Origin of the sequence: Roseomonas sp. KE2513 (assembly GCF_016107305.1) — a bacterium.
GTDB lineage: Bacteria > Pseudomonadota > Alphaproteobacteria > Acetobacterales > Acetobacteraceae > Roseomonas.
In genome coordinates, this window is record NZ_RCVR01000008.1 from 113,686 (window position 1) to 130,466 (window position 16,781).

General features: G+C 72.2%; 17 protein-coding genes. 8 read left to right on the forward strand and 9 right to left on the reverse strand.

Annotated features, from left to right (window positions below):
- Window positions 1-42: 42 nt before the first annotated feature.
- Window positions 43-294 (forward strand): hypothetical protein, encoded by a 252-nt coding sequence (locus tag D9599_RS10475; RefSeq protein WP_198381176.1) that lies wholly within the window; start codon window positions 43-45, stop codon window positions 292-294.
- Between the two features lie 10 nt (window positions 295-304).
- On the opposite strand, the gene D9599_RS10480 is transcribed toward D9599_RS10475, so the two are convergent.
- From D9599_RS10480 to D9599_RS10490, 3 genes are read right to left on the reverse strand one after another with little or no spacing between them, the layout of a single operon-like run.
- Complete coding sequence (locus D9599_RS10480; RefSeq protein ID WP_198381177.1) at window positions 305-1,279, reverse strand: tripartite tricarboxylate transporter substrate binding protein; 975 nt, start codon at window positions 1,277-1,279, stop codon at window positions 305-307.
- 27 nt (window positions 1,280-1,306) lie between these two features.
- Entirely contained in the window at window positions 1,307-2,278 is a 972-nt protein-coding gene (locus D9599_RS10485) for a D-glycerate dehydrogenase (RefSeq protein WP_198381285.1), read from the reverse strand.
- Window positions 2,279-2,333: 55 nt separating this feature from the next.
- Entirely contained in the window at window positions 2,334-3,152 is an 819-nt protein-coding gene (locus D9599_RS10490) for a folate-binding protein YgfZ (RefSeq protein ID WP_198381178.1), read from the reverse strand.
- Window positions 3,153-3,274: 122 nt separating this feature from the next.
- On the opposite strand from D9599_RS10490, the gene D9599_RS10495 reads away from it, so the two are divergent.
- From D9599_RS10495 to D9599_RS10505, 3 genes are all read left to right on the forward strand, one after another.
- Window positions 3,275-4,180 (forward strand): glycosyltransferase family 9 protein, encoded by a 906-nt coding sequence (locus D9599_RS10495; protein ID WP_198381286.1) that lies wholly within the window; start codon window positions 3,275-3,277, stop codon window positions 4,178-4,180.
- A gap of 91 nt (window positions 4,181-4,271) precedes the next feature.
- Window positions 4,272-5,393, forward strand: a complete 1,122-nt coding sequence (locus D9599_RS10500; protein ID WP_198381179.1) for a glycosyltransferase family 4 protein — start codon at window positions 4,272-4,274, stop codon at window positions 5,391-5,393.
- Between the two features lie 213 nt (window positions 5,394-5,606).
- Window positions 5,607-6,950: a hydrolase gene (locus tag D9599_RS10505; RefSeq protein ID WP_198381180.1), complete on the forward strand. Its 1,344-nt coding sequence runs from the start codon at window positions 5,607-5,609 to the stop codon at window positions 6,948-6,950.
- A 6-nt stretch (window positions 6,951-6,956) separates the two neighbouring features.
- On the opposite strand, the gene D9599_RS10510 is transcribed toward D9599_RS10505, so the two are convergent.
- Window positions 6,957-8,015: an AbrB family transcriptional regulator gene (locus tag D9599_RS10510; RefSeq protein WP_198381181.1), complete on the reverse strand. Its 1,059-nt coding sequence runs from the start codon at window positions 8,013-8,015 to the stop codon at window positions 6,957-6,959.
- Window positions 8,016-8,150: 135 nt separating this feature from the next.
- Here D9599_RS10510 and D9599_RS10515 point away from each other — a divergent pair, with 135 nt between their 5' ends.
- Entirely contained in the window at window positions 8,151-9,482 is a 1,332-nt protein-coding gene (locus D9599_RS10515; RefSeq protein WP_198381182.1) for a dihydroorotase, read from the forward strand.
- Between the two features lie 35 nt (window positions 9,483-9,517).
- Here D9599_RS10515 and D9599_RS10520 read toward each other — a convergent pair whose 3' ends face one another.
- Together D9599_RS10520 and D9599_RS10525 are read right to left on the reverse strand one after the other, a co-directional pair.
- Complete coding sequence (locus D9599_RS10520; protein ID WP_198381183.1) at window positions 9,518-9,862, reverse strand: hypothetical protein; 345 nt, start codon at window positions 9,860-9,862, stop codon at window positions 9,518-9,520.
- A gap of 113 nt (window positions 9,863-9,975) precedes the next feature.
- Entirely contained in the window at window positions 9,976-10,371 is a 396-nt protein-coding gene (locus D9599_RS10525) for a hypothetical protein (protein WP_198381184.1), read from the reverse strand.
- Window positions 10,372-10,481: 110 nt separating this feature from the next.
- On the opposite strand from D9599_RS10525, the gene D9599_RS10530 reads away from it, so the two are divergent.
- From D9599_RS10530 to der, 3 genes are all read left to right on the forward strand, one after another.
- Window positions 10,482-11,135: a tetratricopeptide repeat protein gene (locus D9599_RS10530; protein ID WP_198381185.1), complete on the forward strand. Its 654-nt coding sequence runs from the start codon at window positions 10,482-10,484 to the stop codon at window positions 11,133-11,135.
- A 27-nt stretch (window positions 11,136-11,162) separates the two neighbouring features.
- Complete coding sequence (locus tag D9599_RS10535) at window positions 11,163-12,509, forward strand: PQQ-binding-like beta-propeller repeat protein (protein WP_198381186.1); 1,347 nt, start codon at window positions 11,163-11,165, stop codon at window positions 12,507-12,509.
- Window positions 12,510-12,583: 74 nt separating this feature from the next.
- Complete coding sequence (gene der / locus D9599_RS10540; protein ID WP_198381187.1) at window positions 12,584-13,927, forward strand: ribosome biogenesis GTPase Der; 1,344 nt, start codon at window positions 12,584-12,586, stop codon at window positions 13,925-13,927.
- Window positions 13,928-13,965: 38 nt separating this feature from the next.
- Here the strand turns inward: der and D9599_RS10545 are convergent, their stop codons facing one another.
- From D9599_RS10545 to D9599_RS10555, 3 genes are read right to left on the reverse strand one after another with little or no spacing between them, the layout of a single operon-like run.
- Window positions 13,966-14,679: an SDR family NAD(P)-dependent oxidoreductase gene (locus D9599_RS10545; RefSeq protein WP_198381188.1), complete on the reverse strand. Its 714-nt coding sequence runs from the start codon at window positions 14,677-14,679 to the stop codon at window positions 13,966-13,968.
- Window positions 14,676-16,154, reverse strand: coding sequence for an amidophosphoribosyltransferase (purF, locus tag D9599_RS10550; RefSeq protein ID WP_198381189.1), 1,479 nt, complete (start codon window positions 16,152-16,154; stop codon window positions 14,676-14,678). The genes D9599_RS10545 and purF overlap by 4 nt, the downstream gene beginning before the upstream one ends.
- A gap of 5 nt (window positions 16,155-16,159) precedes the next feature.
- Entirely contained in the window at window positions 16,160-16,720 is a 561-nt protein-coding gene (locus D9599_RS10555) for a CvpA family protein (RefSeq protein ID WP_198381190.1), read from the reverse strand.
- Window positions 16,721-16,781 lie beyond the last annotated feature (61 nt).

Below are 16,781 nucleotides of genomic sequence, written 5' to 3' on the forward strand. Positions count from 1 at the left end.
GCTGCCGCATTTCCAGCCGTTCACGACTCAAGAAGGGTGCTCATGCCTCGCCTGACCGTTGTCTCCACTCGCGATTATCGCCAGCACGTGCTGCACATCGAGGAGCGCGGCAACGGCACCTGCTCGGTGGTCGTGCATCCGCCCTCCCGCCTCGGGCGGCCGCGGCAGGTGAAGCCGGTGGGTGAGGGCGCGTTGCTCATCGACCTCGTCAATCAGGCAAAGGCCGAAATCGACGAGGTGATGGGGCCGAAGCCGGTGCCGCGCCGCCCGATGCTGCGCGGCCGCGCCTTTTGAGACGCGTGCCCTATTCGGGCGCGATGTTCCCCTTGCCCACGACCTCCTTCCAACGGGCGATCTCGCCGTGCTGGAAGGCGGTGAAGTCCGCGGGCGTGCTGGCGACGATCTCGAAACCGATATCGGTCAGCCGCTTCGCGATCTCCGGCTGGCGCAGCGCCGCGGCACAAGCGGCATGCACCTGGGCGGCCAGCGCGGGCGCCATGCCCGCCGGTGCGCCCAGCGCCTGCCAGGAATAGACGACGAAGTCCGGCAGCCCTGCCTCCCCGGCGGTCGGCGTCTCCGGCAGGGTGGGGTTGCGCGCCTCCGCAGTCGTCATAATCGCCTTCACCCGGCCGTCGCGGATCTGCGGCGCGATGGAGCCAAGGTTCTGGAAGGAGAACTGCACGTTCCCCGCGATGAGGTCCGTCGTCGCCGGGCCGCCGCCTGAATAGGGGGCGTGGGAAGCCTCCGTGCCCGTGCGCTGCTTGAACATCTCCGCCGTCAGGTGGTCCGAGGAGCCGACGCCGGAGCTGGAATAGGCGGCGCGCCCACCGCGCTCCTTGAGCCAGGCGACGAAGCCCGGCAGGTCGTTGGCCGGCACCTGCGCGGGGTTGACCACCAGCACGTTGGGTGTGCGCACGGTCTGCATCAGCCCCGTGAAGTCGCGGGTGGGATCGTAGCTGAGGTTGGGTCGCAGCGCGGCGTTGATCGCCCAGGTGCTGATCGGCGCGTGCATGAGGATGCCGCCGTCGGGCGCGGAGCGGATGACGACGCGGGCGCCGATCTCGCCGGTGGCGCCGGGGCGGTTCTCCACCACCACGGGCTTGCCGGTAGCCGCCTGAACACCCTGCGCGATCGCACGGCCGACAATGTCGGACGAACTGCCGGGCGCGAAGGGCACGATGATGGTGACGGGCTTGGAGGGCCAGGCCTCCTGGGCGCGCAGCAGCGCCGGTGCGGCAAGGCCCCCGGCCGCGAGGCCGAGCATCTGGCGACGGTTCATCTCTTTGTTTCCTCCACTACAGGTTGGTCAGACAGGATCGATCGGCGGCTTTCCAGAGAGTACGGCGGCGACGTTGTCGAGTGCCTTGAACCCCATGGCGTTGCGCGTCTCGACCGTGGCACTCGCGACATGCGGGGTGAGGAAGACGTTGGGCAGCTCGGCAAAGCGCAGGTCGAAATCGGGCTCGCGCCGGAAGACGTCGAGACCGGCGGCGAAGAGCTGGCCGGACTTCAGCGCCTCGATCAGCGCGTTCTCGTCCACGAGCGAGCCGCGGGCGGTGTTCACGAAGACGGCGCCACGGGGCAGCCGCGCGAAGGCCTCTGCCGTCATCAGCGTGCCGGCCTCGCCGCCGGGCAGGTGGAGGGAGAGGATGTCGCAGCGCGGCAGCATCTCGTTGAGGTCAGCGAAGTATTCGGCGCCCGCTTCCAGTTCCGCCGGCAGCCGGCGTCGGTTGTGGTAGAGGATGGTCATGCCAAAGCCGCGCGCCCGCTGGGCCATCGCCTGGCCGATCCGCCCCATTCCGACGATGCCGAGCGTCTTGCCGCTGACCTGAAGGCCGAGATTGTCCGGAAACCCGTAGCCCTTGCGCCATCCGGCGCGCATGATCGCCTCGTACTCGTGGCCGCGGCGGCAGGCGTTGAGCAGCAGCATGAAGGCGAGGTCGGCGGTGCAGTCCGTCAGCACGTCCGGCGTGTTGGTGACGACGACGCCCGCGGCCTTCACCGCCTCCGAATCCATGTGGTCGTGGCCGACGCTGGTGTTGGCGACGATCCGCAGGCTCGGCGGCAGATTGGCCGCGTGGGCGGCGGTGATCCGCACCTTGCCACCCGTGACCACGGCGGCCAGGCCCTTCTCCGCCGCCATGCCGAGCGCCTCGTCCGCGGTCATGTCGTGGTCCGTGATGATGGCGCCGAAGCGCTGGCGGGCGCGCTCGGCCACCGCCTCGGTCACGCGGCGCGCGACGAGCACGCCGCCGGGGATGACGCCATCCCCCCTCATGGAAGCTTCGGACAAGCCGTTTCCTCGCGTTCTGTGATCTCGGGAAGCTTATGCCCTAAGCGGCGGGGCTGGGCAGCCTCATCCAGGCGGGCACGCGCGGGCGCAGCACCGCGCCACCGCAGGCGAGCGCGGGGGCCCCGGCTGCCTCCAGGCGGAGCAGGGCGAGGCCGAGCCCGTCGCGGCCCGAACGCATTTCCCCCACCGTCGCGCCATCAAGCGTGACAGGGGTGTCGCGGGGCGGGATGTCGCCCTCTACCAGAACGGGCACGAGGCGGCGCTTGAGCAGGCCGCGATAGCGGGTGCGCGCCGTCAGCTCCTGGCCCATGTAGCAGCCCTTCTCCCAGGCGATGCCGCCCAGCTCGTCGAAGCCGGCTTCCAGCAGCACGGTCTTGTCCCGATCGAGGTCGAGCGCGCCCTCGGGAAGACCGAGAAGGAGGCGGTGGCGGTCATAATCGGCGGGATCGCCGGGGAGGTCCGCGCCATAGACGCGCCAGCCCGCCTCCGGCAGGCGCGGATCGCGGCGGATCGTGGCGTCGGCGGGCGGCTCCCCGTCCCAGGCGGCGCCGACCGCGATCTCTCCCGAGCGGTCCGCCAACGTCACCTTCGAGCGGAGCCGGAAGCGGGAGAGCTTCTCCACCAGCAGCGGGGCGTCGGCGCGGGGAAGGTCCAGCAGGATGGCTTCCGGCGCCAGTTCCGCCGCCTCGAAGGCGAGGAAGTCCGTCAGCCACTTGCCCTGCGGCGAGAGCAGCGCCGACCAGGCCATCCCCGAGCCCAGTCCCGTCATGTCGTTGGAGACGAGTCCCTGGAGGAAGCCGATGCGGTCTGGGCCGGCGACCTCGACGAGGCCGCGATTGGGGAGGGGAGCACTGGACATGGGGGGCAGATCGGGGGGCGGGCCGCGCGGCGCAAGCACCCTCGTCCCCGGGCGACATTTCTGCACCCGCAACCTTCCCTCTCGCCCCAGGCGCCGCGGGACGTGCTAAACCCGCCGTGCTCATGCGGATCCTCTTCGTCACCTCCACCCGGATCGGCGACGCCGTGCTCTCCACCGGCCTGCTCGACCACCTTCTGCGGACCTATCCGGGGGCGCGGATCACTGTCGCCTGCGGCCCCGTGGCCGAGGGCGTCTTCTCACGCATGCCGGGGCGCGAGCGCACGATCGTCGTCGCCAAGCGGCGCTTCTCTATGCACTGGCCGGTCCTCTGGGCCGAGGTCGCGCGGACGGTCTGGGACCTGGTGGTGGACCTGCGCGGCTCGGCGCTCGGCTGGATGGTGCCGGCGCGGCGGCGGGTGGTAATGCGCGGCGGTCGCCGCCCGGGACACCGGATCGGACATATCGCCGCGGTGCTGCGGATCAGCCCGCCGCCGTCGCCCGTTGCCTGGTTCGCGCCCGAGGACAGCCGACGCGCGGCGGAACTGCTGGGCGACGACCGCCCGGTGCTGGCGCTGGGCCCCACGGCCAACTGGGCCGGCAAGGTCTGGCCGGCGGAGCGCTTCGTGGCGCTCGCCGGAGCCTTGACCGCACCGGGCGGTCCGCTCGAAGGCGCGCGGCCGGTGCTGCTGGGCGGGCCGGGCGAGGCGGAGCGGGCGATGGCCGCCCCCGTGGTCGCCGCGTTACCCGGCGCGCTCGACCTCGTCGGCCGCCTCTCCCTTCCCGAAGCGGCGGCGCTGCTGGCGCGGGCGCGGCTCTTCGCGGGCAATGATTCGGGGCTGATGCACCTCTCGGCCGCTGCGGGGGCGCCGACGCTCGGGTTTTTCGGCCCCACACCGGCCGACGAGTACGGGCCGATCGGCCGCGCGGCCCGGGCGGTGGTCTCGCCCGACGGCACCATGGCGGGCCTCTCGGTCGAGAGCGCGGTGGAGGCCGCGCGCGCCCTGCTGCCGACCCCGATCCCGGCATGAGCCGGCCTGGCCACCCAGTTCCGGCTACCCATCTGATGAGGACCGCCATGGGGCGCCCCGCCGGTACGGGCCGACGCGCCCTGTCCCTGTCTTGATTCTCATCCTTACCCAGAACTTCCCGCCCGATCCCGGCGGGATCGAGGCGCTGATGGGTGGGCTGGCGCGCGCGCTGGCCGCGGGCGGGGAGAGGGTGCTGGTCTTGGCGGACCATATTCGCGGCCAGGGTCTCGTGGAGCCCGATTGGCCCACCAGGATCGCGCTGCGCCGCTTCGGCGGGCCGCGCCCGCTGCGGCGGCTGCGCAAGGGAATGGCCGCGCGGCGGTTGCTCACCCGCCTGCCCCTGCACGCCGTCATTGCCGATAGCTGGAAAAGCCTGGAGGTGCTGCCGAACCCGGGCGTGCCGAGCCTCGTGCTCGCCCATGGATCGGAATTCCCTCCCTCACCAAGCGCGGGGAAGCGGCGGCGGATCGAGCGGGCGCTGGCGGGGGCGGGGGCCATCGCGCCGAATTCCGCCTTCACCGAGGCGCTGCTCCGCCCCTACCTCACCCCCGCCGCGCCGCGCCCGGTGGTGGTGCACCTGCCTGTCCCGCCCCAGCCCGATCCCCCGGCGGAGGCGCGCGCCGTGGTGACCAGGCTGCGCGGCGAGGGGCCGCTGCTGCTGACCGTCGCGCGGCTGGAGCCCCGCAAGGGGATCGATGCCGTGATCGGCGCCCTACCAGAGCTGGCGGTGCGCTATCCCGGCCTGCGCTACGCGGTGGCAGGGGAGGGGGCAGACCGGGCGCGGCTGTCCGCCCTCGCTCGCGAGATGGGCGTGGAGGAGCGGGTGCGCTTTCTCGGCCGCGTGGACGATGCGACGAGGGCGGCCCTCTACGCGGGAGCCGACCTCTTCGCCATGCCGACGCGCCGCGAGGGCGCCTCGGTGGAGGGCTACGGCCTCGTCTACCTGGAGGCGGCCTGGTACGGGCTGGCGGCCCTGGCGGGGCGCGACGGCGGCGCGGCCGAGGCAGTGCTGGACGGGGAGACAGGGCTCGTCTGCGACGGCACCGACCCGGCGGCGGTGGCCGAAGCGCTCGCGCGGCTGCTGGAGGACAATCCCCTGCGCCGGCGGTTGGGCGTAGCCGGGGCGGCGCGGGTTCGGCACGACCTCACTTGGGCGGCGGTGCTGCCGCGCTACCTCGGGCTTCTCGGGATCGGGCCAGGAGCGGGCGGCTGAGGCACGCTTAGTGGCCGATCAAAGGAATGGGCCGACGACGCCCGCCCCGGGAGGGGCGGCGTCGCGGGATCCGAACTGGCCCATCCATCCGGGGTCCCGCCCCCCGGGTCTGCGCAACGTTCCATGGTGGAAACGCCGATCCCCGGCATCTGTTCCAATCCGCTGCGCCCCCTAGGATAGCCCGTAAGGATGAAGAGCGAGGAAACGCGGAAGATGAAGCACTCCCGGCGCGCGATGCTCGGGGCGATGGCCCTCGCCCCCCTCCTTCCTCGCCTCGCCCATGCCCAGGAGGCCTCCCTGCCCCCCATCCTCTTCGTGCACGGAAACGGCGATCACTCAGCGCTGTGGATGACCACCCTCTGGCGCTTCGAGAGCAATGGCTGGCCGGGGGACCGCCTGCGCGCGCTCGACTTCACCGATCCGCTGGCGCGCGACGACGACGCGGTGGCCCAGCCGATGCGCTCCTCCTCCGACGATGCCTGGCGGGAACTAGCGGGGGAGATCGCCGCGCTGCGGGCGCGGACAGGAGCGGCGCGGGTGGCGCTGGTGGGGAACTCGCGCGGCGGCTACCCCATTCGCAACCATGTGCAGCTGCACGGCGGGGGGGCGGAGGTGTCGCATGTCGTGACCTGCGGCACCCCGAATAACGGCATCTATGACTGGGAACCGGGGGCCGGGCGGGAGTTCAACAAGCGCTCCGCCCTGTTGCGGGCGCTGAACGGCGGGGAGTCCCAGGTGGTGCCGGGCACGGCCTTCCTCACCCTGCGCTCGGATGCGAACGACCTCTATGCCCAGCCGGACGGGCGCTATGCCGGACGGCCCGGCGTGCCGACCGGCGTTGAGCCCGACAGCCCGGCGCTGCGGGGCGCGACCAACCTTGTCCTGCCTGGGGTGGACCACCGCGAGACCGCCTATTCCGCCCGCGCCTTCCGCGAGATGTTCCGCTTCATCGGCGGTCACGAGCCGGACCGGCTCTTCGTGCTGCCGGAGGCGCGTCCGGTGCTGGACGGGCGGGTGACGGGCACGCCCGGCGGCATCCAGACGAACCGCCCCGTGGCGGGGGCGGTGGTGGAAGTCTTCCGCGTTTCGCCGGAGAACGGTGAGCGGATGGGGGAGGCGATCCACCGCCGCACCACCGGGGAGGATGGACGCTGGGGGCCGGTGACGGTGGCGCCGGACTGGAACCTCGAGATCGTCGTCGCGGCACCGGGGCACCCGATCACGCATTCCTATCGGAACCCCTTTCCTCGTTCCTCCTCGGTGGTGAACCTGCGCCCGGCCGCGCCGCCCGCCGCCGCCGACCGCGGGGCCGCCGCGCTGGTGCGCTTCAGCCGCCCGCGCGGCTACTACGGGATCCCGCGCGATGTCGTGCTGCTGGACGGCGCGGAGCCCACCGACCTGCCGCGCGGCGTTCCCGCCGGTGCCACCGCCGTCGCGCGGCTGCCGGCCGAGCGTATCGGCTCTCCCATTGTGGGCCTGTTCAATGAGGAGCGGCTGGTCGCCCGCGCCTGGCCGCTGGCGGAGAACCGCATCACCGTCGCCGAGCTGACCTGGTAGGGGCTGCTACCCGCCCGAGCGCCGCGAGAGGGCGCGCGCCAGCGGCGGGCCGAGCACCAGCACCACCAGCATCCGCGCGGTCTGCAGCGCCATGACGAAAGACATGTCCGCCCCGCTCGAGGCCCCGATGGCCGCGACGGAGTCGATGCCCCCCGGGCTCATCGCGAGATAGGCGGTCAGCGGGTCGAGCCCCAGCGCATGGGCGAGGGCCACCGACATCAGCCCACACAGCGCGATCAGCACGGCGATGCAGAGAAGGATTTTCGGCAGGGCCGCCGCCGCCTGGGCTAGAACCCCCCGGGTGAAGCCGAGCCCGATCTGGAAGCCGATGGCCCCGAAGCCGATCGTGCTGAGCCAGAGCGGCACCTGGATCTGGAACACCTCCGCCGACTGGAGGGTGGCGCCCGCGATCATCGGCAGCAGCATCGGTCCCGCGGGGATGCGCGAGACGCGCCCGGCCCAGGCGCCGAGCAACGCCAGCAGCACCGCGGCCGCGACCGCCTCCGGCCGCGTTGGCGCGGCGGACAGGGACGGGGCCGCACCGGGTGAGGCGATGGCCAACCCGTGGGCGACGAAGACCGCCACGCCGACGACGCAGACCACCCGCAGGTACTGCATCAGCGCCACCAGCCGCACGTCGGCGCCATAGGCCTCCGCCATCACCACCATGGCCGAGGCCCCGCCGGGCGCCGTGCCCCAGATGGCCGTGGTGCCCGGCAGCACGCGCCCGACGCTGAGCACCCAGCCCAGCAGGACGCTGACGACGAGCGTGCCGAGGGCCGCCGCCGCGATATAGGGCCAGTCCTCCACGAAGGAGTGGAGGATGGCGGCCGTGATGGTGGTGGAGATGAGGCATCCCACCAGCCCCTGGCTCGCGACATAGATCCGCCGCGGCATCCGGATGGAGACGCCCACCAGGCTGAGCCCGATGGCCGCGACGAGGGCGCCCAGCAGGGAGGAACCCGGCAGGCCCAGAAGCCGCCCGCCGAGGCCGAGGAGCAGCGCGAGCGCGATCAGGAGAGCCCACTGCAAAGGGGCCGGCAACTGGGCCAACCGAGCCGGCATATGCGTATCACCTTACGGAGGGGCGCTTCCTCTTAGCCCCGATGATAGGCCGGATGGGAAGGAGGGCAAATCGCCCTCCCGCCCCGCCGGGCCCTGGGCTATCACCCCGCGCTGGCAACAGAGGGCTGGGGCGAGATGGCGAGCTACGATCTGATCCTGCGCGGCGGCACCGTCGTCCTTCCCTGGGGCGAGGCCGTGACCGATGTCGCCGTGCGCGCCGGGAAGGTCGTGACAATGGGCGACCTTCGCACCGATGAGGCCGCGGAGGTGATCGACTGCCGCGGCCTGCACGTGCTGCCCGGCCTGATCGACCCGCACGTGCACCTGCGCGACCCCGGCGACCCCGCGGTGGAGACGCTGGAAACCGGCACCCGGGGCGCGGTGCTGGGCGGGCTGACCGCGGTGTTCGACATGCCGAACACCCAGCCCTCCATCACCTCGGTCGAGCAGCTCGACTGGAAGCGCGGCTATATCCGCGAGAAGGCCTGGTGCGATGTCGGCATGTATGTCGGCGGCGCCCGGAGCAACGTGGGCGAGCTCGGCACGCTGGAGCGGGAGCCGAATGTCTGCGCCATCAAGGTCTTCGCCGGTTCCTCGACCGGGGACCTGATGATCGAGGACGACGAGACGCTGGAGCGCGTGATGCGCAACGGCGGGCGGCGCATCGCCTACCACTCCGAGGACGAGTACCGGCTACAGGCACGCAAGCCGATGTTCGCGGATGGCGGGCCGCACCGGTTGCACGCGGAGTGGCGCGACGTGGAGTGCGCCTTCCTCGGCACGCGGCGCCTGATGGCCCTGGCGCGCAAAACGAACCGGCCCGCGCATATCCTGCACGTCTCCACCGCCGAGGAGCTGGATTACCTCCGCGACTTCCGCGACGTGGCGACGGTGGAGGTGCTGCTGAACCACCTGACCCAGTGGGCACCGGACGCCTATGACGCGCTCGGCGCCCTTGCTGTGATGAACCCGCCGATCCGCGACAAGCGGCACTACGACGCCGCCTGGGCAGCCGTGGCCAACGGCACCGTGGACACGGTGGGCAGCGACCACGCCCCACATTCGCGCGCCGCGAAGGAGCGCCCCTGGCCCGCCACGGCCGCCGGGCTGACGGGCGTGCAGACCATCGTGCCCATGATGCTCAACCACGTCTCCGAGGGGCGCCTCTCCCTCGCGCGGCTGGTGGACCTGATGGCGGCCGGGCCGTCCCGCGTCTATGGCGCGATCGGCAAAGGCCGGATTGCGGCCGGCTACGACGCGGACTTCACGGTAGTGGACATGGGCCGCAGCCGGGTGATCGAGGGGGACTGGCTCGTCTCACCCTGCGGCTGGAGTCCCTTCGTTGGCACCCGCTGCCAGGGCTGGCCGGTGATGACCCTGGTGCGGGGACGGGCGGTGATGCGGGAGGACGAGGTGCTGGGGAACCCCGGCGGGACGCCCGTGCGCTTCGAGGGAACGCGGGCCTAGGACCAGGGCCCGCGACTAAAGCCTGGGGCTGAGGCCTAGCCGCCGCGCCCGAGATGCCGCCCGAAGGCATCGCGAATGGCCGCCATGGCGTTGGCGGCGTTCTCGGCGTGGCGGCGGGCGGCCTTCTCGGTCGGCTCCACCTCGTCGATCGCCTCAATGGCGGCCTCGGTGCTTTCCTGGAAGCCCTCGTGGAGTTCCTCGAGCCAGCCGCGCAGTTCCTCCTCGTCGCCGCTCGCGCGCAGGTCGTCCACGACGGATTCGACCTCGCGGACCATGCGTTCGGGAGTCGCGCCGCGCTGGAGCACGGCGGAGAGCCGGTTGAAGGCCGCGCGCGTGGGGGCGGGAGCGCGCTTGGGCGCCGCGGCCGTGGATCGGGCCATGGGGGATCCTAACTCTTTCGTGGGGGAGAGAGGGCGGTGGGCCCGCGCCGGGGCCCTGATGCTGCTAAGATGGTGTCTTCCCGTGGTTTTTCCAAGTATTCGTTGCTTGTTAGTTACAGAACTCGCTCGGGCCAGGGCTCCCGCGGCCCGGTCGGGAGGGCCTGTCCGACCTCGCGCGGCGGCGGATTGCCCGGCACGGGCCCGGTCCAGCAATCGACCGAGCCGAGGCTTCGCGTGCAGCGCGGCTGCTCCACCGCCACCCGTTCCGGGCGGCAGTAGCGCTCCTTCGCGTCGAGATAGGCGACCGAGCAGTCCCGCCCGGTGACGCCGGAGACCACAAGGTCTGGCACGGCCCGGCCGGTGACCATGAGCGAGACCCCGTTGACCGCGGCCAGCGGCACCACGGCGCCGCAGCCGGGCAGGGCGGCCAGCAACACCCCCAGCAGCAGCCTGGACAGCCTCCGGGGCACCATCGGGTAGAACGGGGGAGGGGGGGCGGGGCGGCGCATGGGGGCATGCTAGGCCGAGCGGGCTTAACGCCTCGTGACGGTCCCGCTATACCCCCGGGCCCGGCCATCCTGGAGGTGGCCTCTGCGGCACCCAGGGGGAAGGAACCCGCTTGCCCGACATCTTCGACGAGGTGCGCGAGGATCTCCGCGCCGAGCGCGCCCGGCAGCTTGGTCTTCGCTACGGCGGCATCCTGGCCGCGGTGGCGCTGCTCGCGCTGGTGGCGGTAGGCGGCTGGCAGGGCTGGCGCTGGTACCAGACGCGCGAGTCCGAGGCGGCGGCGAATGCCTTCCTCATCGTCCACCGCGAGGCAGAGCGGCCTGGTGCCGACCTGAAGGCGGCCGCCGCGCGCTTCGACGACATCGCGGCCCAGGCACCGGATGGTTACCGCGTGCTCGCCCGGCTGCGCGCCGCCGCGCTGAAGTCCGAGACGGGCGATCTGCCCGGCGCCCTGGCCGAGTGGGACGCGGTTGCCGGCGACAGCGCGGCCGACGCGCTCTACCGCGATCTCGCGAGCCTCAACTGGGTGCTGCACGGGCTGGACACGCAAGATCCCGCGATGCTCGTCGCCCGCATCACGCCGCTGACGGCGGAGGGCAATCCCTGGCGGGCCTCGGCGCGCGAACTGCAGGCGCTGATCGCCGTCCGGCAGGGCCGGGGCGACGAGGCGCGCCGGATCCTGGAGGCCCTGGCCGCGGACCCGGCGACGCCGCAGGCGATGAGGGACCGGGCGGCGCGCGTCGCAGCGGGGCTTCCCAATGCCTGACCAATCAATGCGGAGCGCGCGACGCCGATGATGCCGACCTCCTCCCGCCGCGGCCTGCTGCTGGGCGGCGCGGCCCTCGCGCTCTCGGGCTGCGAGACGATCGACGGCATCCTCGGCGACAAGAAGACGCCGCTGCCGGGTGAGCGGCTGCCGGTCATCCAGCAGGACCGGGAACTGGCGATCGACCCCGCCACCGCCGGCCGGCCCGTGCAGCTGCCGGCGCCGGTGATGCGGACGGAGTGGCCCTTCTCCGGCGGCACGCTCTCGCATGATCCGGGGCCCTCGGCCGTGGGGGCAGGGCTGCGGGAGGTCTGGCGCGCGAGCATCGGCACCGGCTCCTCCTACCGGCGACGGATCACGGGCGGGCCGATCGTGGCGAACGACACGGTCTTCGCCGCCGATGCCTTCGGCACCGTCTCGGCCTTCGACACGGGCCGTGGCGGCCGGCGCTGGCAGCGCGAGACGACGCCGGACAAGGACGACGTGGGCGCGGTGGGCGCGGGCCTCGCCTTTGCGGATGGCACGCTCTACGTCGCGACCGGCATGGCCGAGGTGCTGGCGCTGGACCCCGGCACGGGAGAGGTGCGCTGGCGTGCGCCGGTCGGCGCGCCGACGCGGGGGGCGCCCTCGGTCGTGGGCGGGCGGATCTTCGTGCCGACGGTGGAGAACCAGCTCGTCGCCCTCTCCACGGAGGACGGTCGGAGCCTCTGGACCTATCGCAGCACCGTGGTCTCCGCCGTGCCGCTCGGCCTGCCGGCTCCGGCGGTGGAGGGCGAGAGCGTGGTGGCCGGGCTTCCCTCGGGCGAGCTGGCGGCGCTGCGGGCCTCGGACGGGCGCGTGATCTGGACGGAGAGCCTCTCGGCCGGGCCGGGCGGGCAGCGTGGCAGCATGGCGGAGCTGGCCGGCGTGCGCGGCCTGCCGGTAATCACTGATGGACGCGTCTTCGCCTCGGGCCAGGCGGGCACCTCGCTGATGGTGGACCTCCGCTCCGGCCGCCGACTCTGGGAGCGGGACGTCGGCAGCAACTACTCGCCCGCGGTGGCCGGCGAGTGGATCTTTGTGGTGACGCCCGATAGCCAGCTCGTCGCCCTCGGCCGCGCGGATGGACGGGTGCGCTGGGTGACGGTGCTCGACGAGCGCAACGCGCGCGACCGGCGGCGCAACCCCCTCACCTTCGGCTCGCCGCTCGTGGCGGGTGGGTCGATCCTCGTTCCCTCCTCGGGCGGGGAGCTGCTGGTGGTCGATCCTGCCGAGGGCGCGGTCTCGGGCCGCGTGCGGCTGCCGGACGGGGCCACCCTCCAGCCCATCGCGGCGGGCGGGACGGTCTATCTCGTGACCGACGGGGGAACGCTGGTGGCGCTCCGCGGCGCCTGAGCCTGCCCCTTACAGGGGAGTGACCTGCCGAAGCCGCGCTTGACCCCCGCGCGCGGTCGGTGCTCTTGCGCCCTATGCTCCCCCGTATCGTCGTCATGGGCCGCCCCAACGTGGGCAAGTCCACCCTGTTCAACCGCCTCGCCGGGCGGCGCATCGCCATCGTGGACGACACGCCCGGCGTGACGCGCGACCGCAAGGAAGTGGTCGCGCGCATCGCCGGGCGCGACGTGCTGCTTGTGGACACTGCCGGGCTGGAGGAATCCGCGCCTGACACCATCCCCGGCCGGATGCGCGCGAGCTCCGAGGCAGCGCTGCGTGGCGCCGACCTCGTTCTCTTCGTGGTGGATGTCCGCACGGGCCTCACGCCCTCCGACCGCGCCTTCGCCCAGTGGCTGCGCCGCCAGGGCAAGCCGGTGCTGCTGCTGGCGAACAAGGCCGAGGGCCGCCAGGGTGCGGCCAACTCGCTCGAGGCCTATGAACTGGGCCTGGGGGCGCCGCTGCCCGTCTCGGGCGAGCACGGGGACGGCTTCGGCGAGCTGCACGACGAGATCCGCGAGGCGCTGCCGCCGGAGCCCCAGGAGGAAGAGGAGGAGGACGACGCCGATCGCCCGCTGCGCCTAGCGATCGTCGGGCGGCCGAATGCCGGAAAATCCACCCTGCTGAACGCCCTGCTGGGCGAGGAGCGGATGATCACCGGCCCCGAGCCCGGTCTGACCCGCGATTCCGTGGCGGTCAAATGGATCGACGAGACGGGCAAGCCGGTGCGGTTGGTCGATACCGCGGGGCTTCGCCGCCGGGCGCGGATCACCCAGGCGCTGGAGCAGATGTCCACTGCCGCCACCATCGCCGCCCTGAAGGAGTGCGAGATCGCCGTGCTGGTGGTCGATGCCGTGCAGGGGATGGACGAGCAGGACCTTCGCATCGCGCGCCTGGCGGAGCGCGAGGGGCGGGCCATCGTCATCGCCTTCAACAAGTGGGACGCGGTGGAGGATCGGGCGGCGGCGCGGCGGCGGCTGGAGGACGTGCTGACCTCCTCCCTCGCGCAGCTTCGCGGCATCCTCATCGTGCCGCTCTCGGCCGCGACGGGGCGGGGCGTGGACAAGTTGATGCCGACGGTGCGCGAGGCCTATGAGGTTTGGAACCGCCGTGTGCCGACGGGCGCGCTGAACCGGTGGTTCGAGGACGCGCTGTCCCGCCACCAGCCCCCGCTGGTCGAGGGCAAGAGGCTGAAGCTGCGCTACGCCACGATGCCCAAGGCGCGTCCCCCAACGATCGCTATTTTCGGCACGCGGGCGGAGCTGCTGCCGGAGGACTACCGGCGCTACCTCGTGAACTCCTTCCGCGACGCCTTCGACATGCCGGGCGTGCCGGTGCGGCTGAACCTGCGGGGCACGGACAACCCCTATTCGGAGGAGTGACGCCTGAGAGGGCACCGCCCTCTCAGGACCTCACCCGCTCAGGCCGCCTGGACGACCTCTCCGCTCCGCGCCTCGCCCGGCAGGCAGAGAGCGGCGATGCGGGGGGCGACGTCCACCGGCTGGGCGATGCTGGCGGGGTCCTCGCCCGGCATGGCCTTGGCGCGCAGTCGGGTCGCGACCGGGCCGGGATCGAAGAGGTTCACGCGGAGCGGCGTGTTGGCCACCTCGGCAGCCCAGGTGGTGGTCAGGTGTTCAAGGCCGGCCTTGGTGGCGCCGTAGAGGCCCCAGTAGGGCTTCGGTTCCCGCGCGCGGCCGCTGGTGAGGATAACGGCCCGACCGGCATCGGAGGCGCGGAGCGGCGGGTCCAGCGTGCGGATGAGGCGCCAGGCCGCCGTGAGGTTCACCGCCACCGCCTCCGCCCAGTCCTTCGGCGTGATGTGCGAGACGGGGGTGAGGGCGCCGAGCGTACCGGCGGCGTGGACGAGGATGTCGAGCCGCCCGAAGCGCTCCATGACGGAGGGGCCGAGGAGGTCGAGCTCGTCGCCCTCCTTCGTCAGGTCGAAGGGCAGGAGGGTGGCAGTGCTCCCGAGCGCGCGGATATCGTCGTCCGTCTCCTCGAGCCCGCCCTGGGTGCGGGCGATGAGGACGAGGTGAGCGCCGAGGCGGGCGAGCTCCACGGCGGTTGCCGCGCCGATCCCGCGGGAAGCGCCGGTAACGAGGGCGACGCGGCCCTCGAGCGGGCGGGGGTTCATACGCCGTTCAGCGCCAGCAGCGCCTCCCGCCGCTCGGGGTGGCCCTGAAGGTCGGTCAGCGGGATGGAGTAGTCCCCGGTGAAGCAGGCGTCGCAGTAGCCGGGGTCCTTCGCGTCCCGCCCCTTGCGGCCGAGCGCGCGGTAGAGGCCGTCGAGCGAGATGAAGGCGAGGCTGTCCGCGCCGATGATGCGGGCCATCTCCTCCACGCTGTGGTTGGAGGCGAGCAGCTTCTCCCGCTCCGGCGTGTCGATGCCGTAGAAGCAGGAATGAGTGGTCGGCGGGGAGGAGATGCGCATGTGCACTTCGCGCGCGCCGGCCTGGCGGACCATTTCCACGATCTTCTTGCTGGTGGTGCCGCGGACGATGGAATCGTCCACCAGGATCACCCGCTTGCCTTCCAGCATGGCACGGTTGGCCGAGTGCTTCAGCTTCACGCCGAGGTGGCGGATGCTGTCGGTCGGTTCGATGAAGGTGCGGCCGACATAGTGGTTGCGGATGATCCCCAGCTCGAAGGGGATACCGGCCTCCTTGGAGTAGCCCATGGCGGCGGGGACACCCGAATCGGGGACGGGCACGACCACGTCGGCCTCGACGCCGCTCTCGATCGCCAGCTCACGGCCGATGCCCTTGCGAGCCTCGTAGACCGGGGTGCCCTCGACCACGGAATCGGGGCGGGCGAAGTAGATGTATTCGAAGATGCAGAAGCGGCTGGCGCTCTCGGCGAAGGGCTTGATGCTGCGCACACCCTCGTCATCGATCACCACGATCTCGCCGGGTTCGATGTCGCGGACGAACTCGGCGCCGACGATGTCCAGCGCGCAGGTCTCGCTCGCCAGCACCCAGGCGTTGTTCTGATCCGGCCCGAGGCGGCCGAGGACGAGGGGGCGCACGCCCAGCGGGTCGCGCACCCCCATCAGGGCGCCGTCATGCAGGGCGACGAGGGAATAGGCGCCGTCTACCTGCTTCAGCGCGTCGATCAGCCGATCGAGCACCGTCGCGTAGAGGGAGATGGCGATGAGGTGGACGAAGACCTCCGAATCCGTGGAGGACTGGAAGAGGCAGCCGCGGCGGACGAGCTGGCGGCGAAGCGCGAGCGCGTTGGTGAGGTTGCCGTTATGCGCGACGGCGAAGCCGCCGAAGGCGAAATCGGCGTAGAGGGGCTGGACGTTGCGGAGCGCCGTCTCGCCGGCCGTGGCGTAGCGGTTGTGGCCGACCGCTGCGCGGCCGGGCAGGCTCGCCATCACCCGGGCGTCGCCGAAGATGTCGCCGACCAGGCCGAGGCCCTTGTGACTGCGGAAGCCCTTCTCCCCGTGGGAGACGATGCCCGAGGCCTCTTGCCCGCGGTGCTGCAGGGCGTGCAGGCCGAGAGCGGTGAGGGCGGCGGCGTCGGGGGAGTTCCACACGCCGAAGACGCCGCATTCCTCGTGGAAGCCGTCGTCCTCGCTCACGAGCGGGTTGGTGGTCAGGTCCGTCATGGGGATCAGGTCCGGTTCCGCGCGGGCGGGCGCAGGAGTTCGTCGGCGGTGGGGGCGCGGCCGGTGGACGCGTCGGGGAGGCGTGGCCGGTACTTGGGGGGCAGCTGCTCGTTCAACCAGACCGCTCCGTCCGCGATGAGCGGCATGCTGCGCGCGCCCCGCACGGGGGCGGGCCAGAGCTCGGGGTTCGGGACGAAGGCGCCCGCCGCGATGTAGGCGACGAGGAGCACGACGACACCCCGCCCGAGGCCGAAGACGATTCCGAGCGCGCGGTCCACCCCGCCGAGGACGGAGTTCCGGACCCCACCCGCGATGAAGGCGATGATGATCTTGAGGATGATGAGGGTGACGACGAAGACCGCGGCCAGGGCGGCGGCGTCGGCCATCCATTCCTGCGGGAACATGTCGGCGAAGAGGCCGCGGGTGCCGTTGAGCATGTAGAAGGCGAAGAAGATCGCGCCCACCCAGGCGCCCACGCCAAGCACCTCGCGGACGAGGCCGCGCATGTAGCCGATCACGCCGGAGACGGCGACCAGCGCGAGGAAGACAGCATCGACCCAGGTCATGTGCGGCGGGATATAGCGATGCTGCGCCGCCGCGTCACGCGCCAGACGGCCCGGTCAGTGC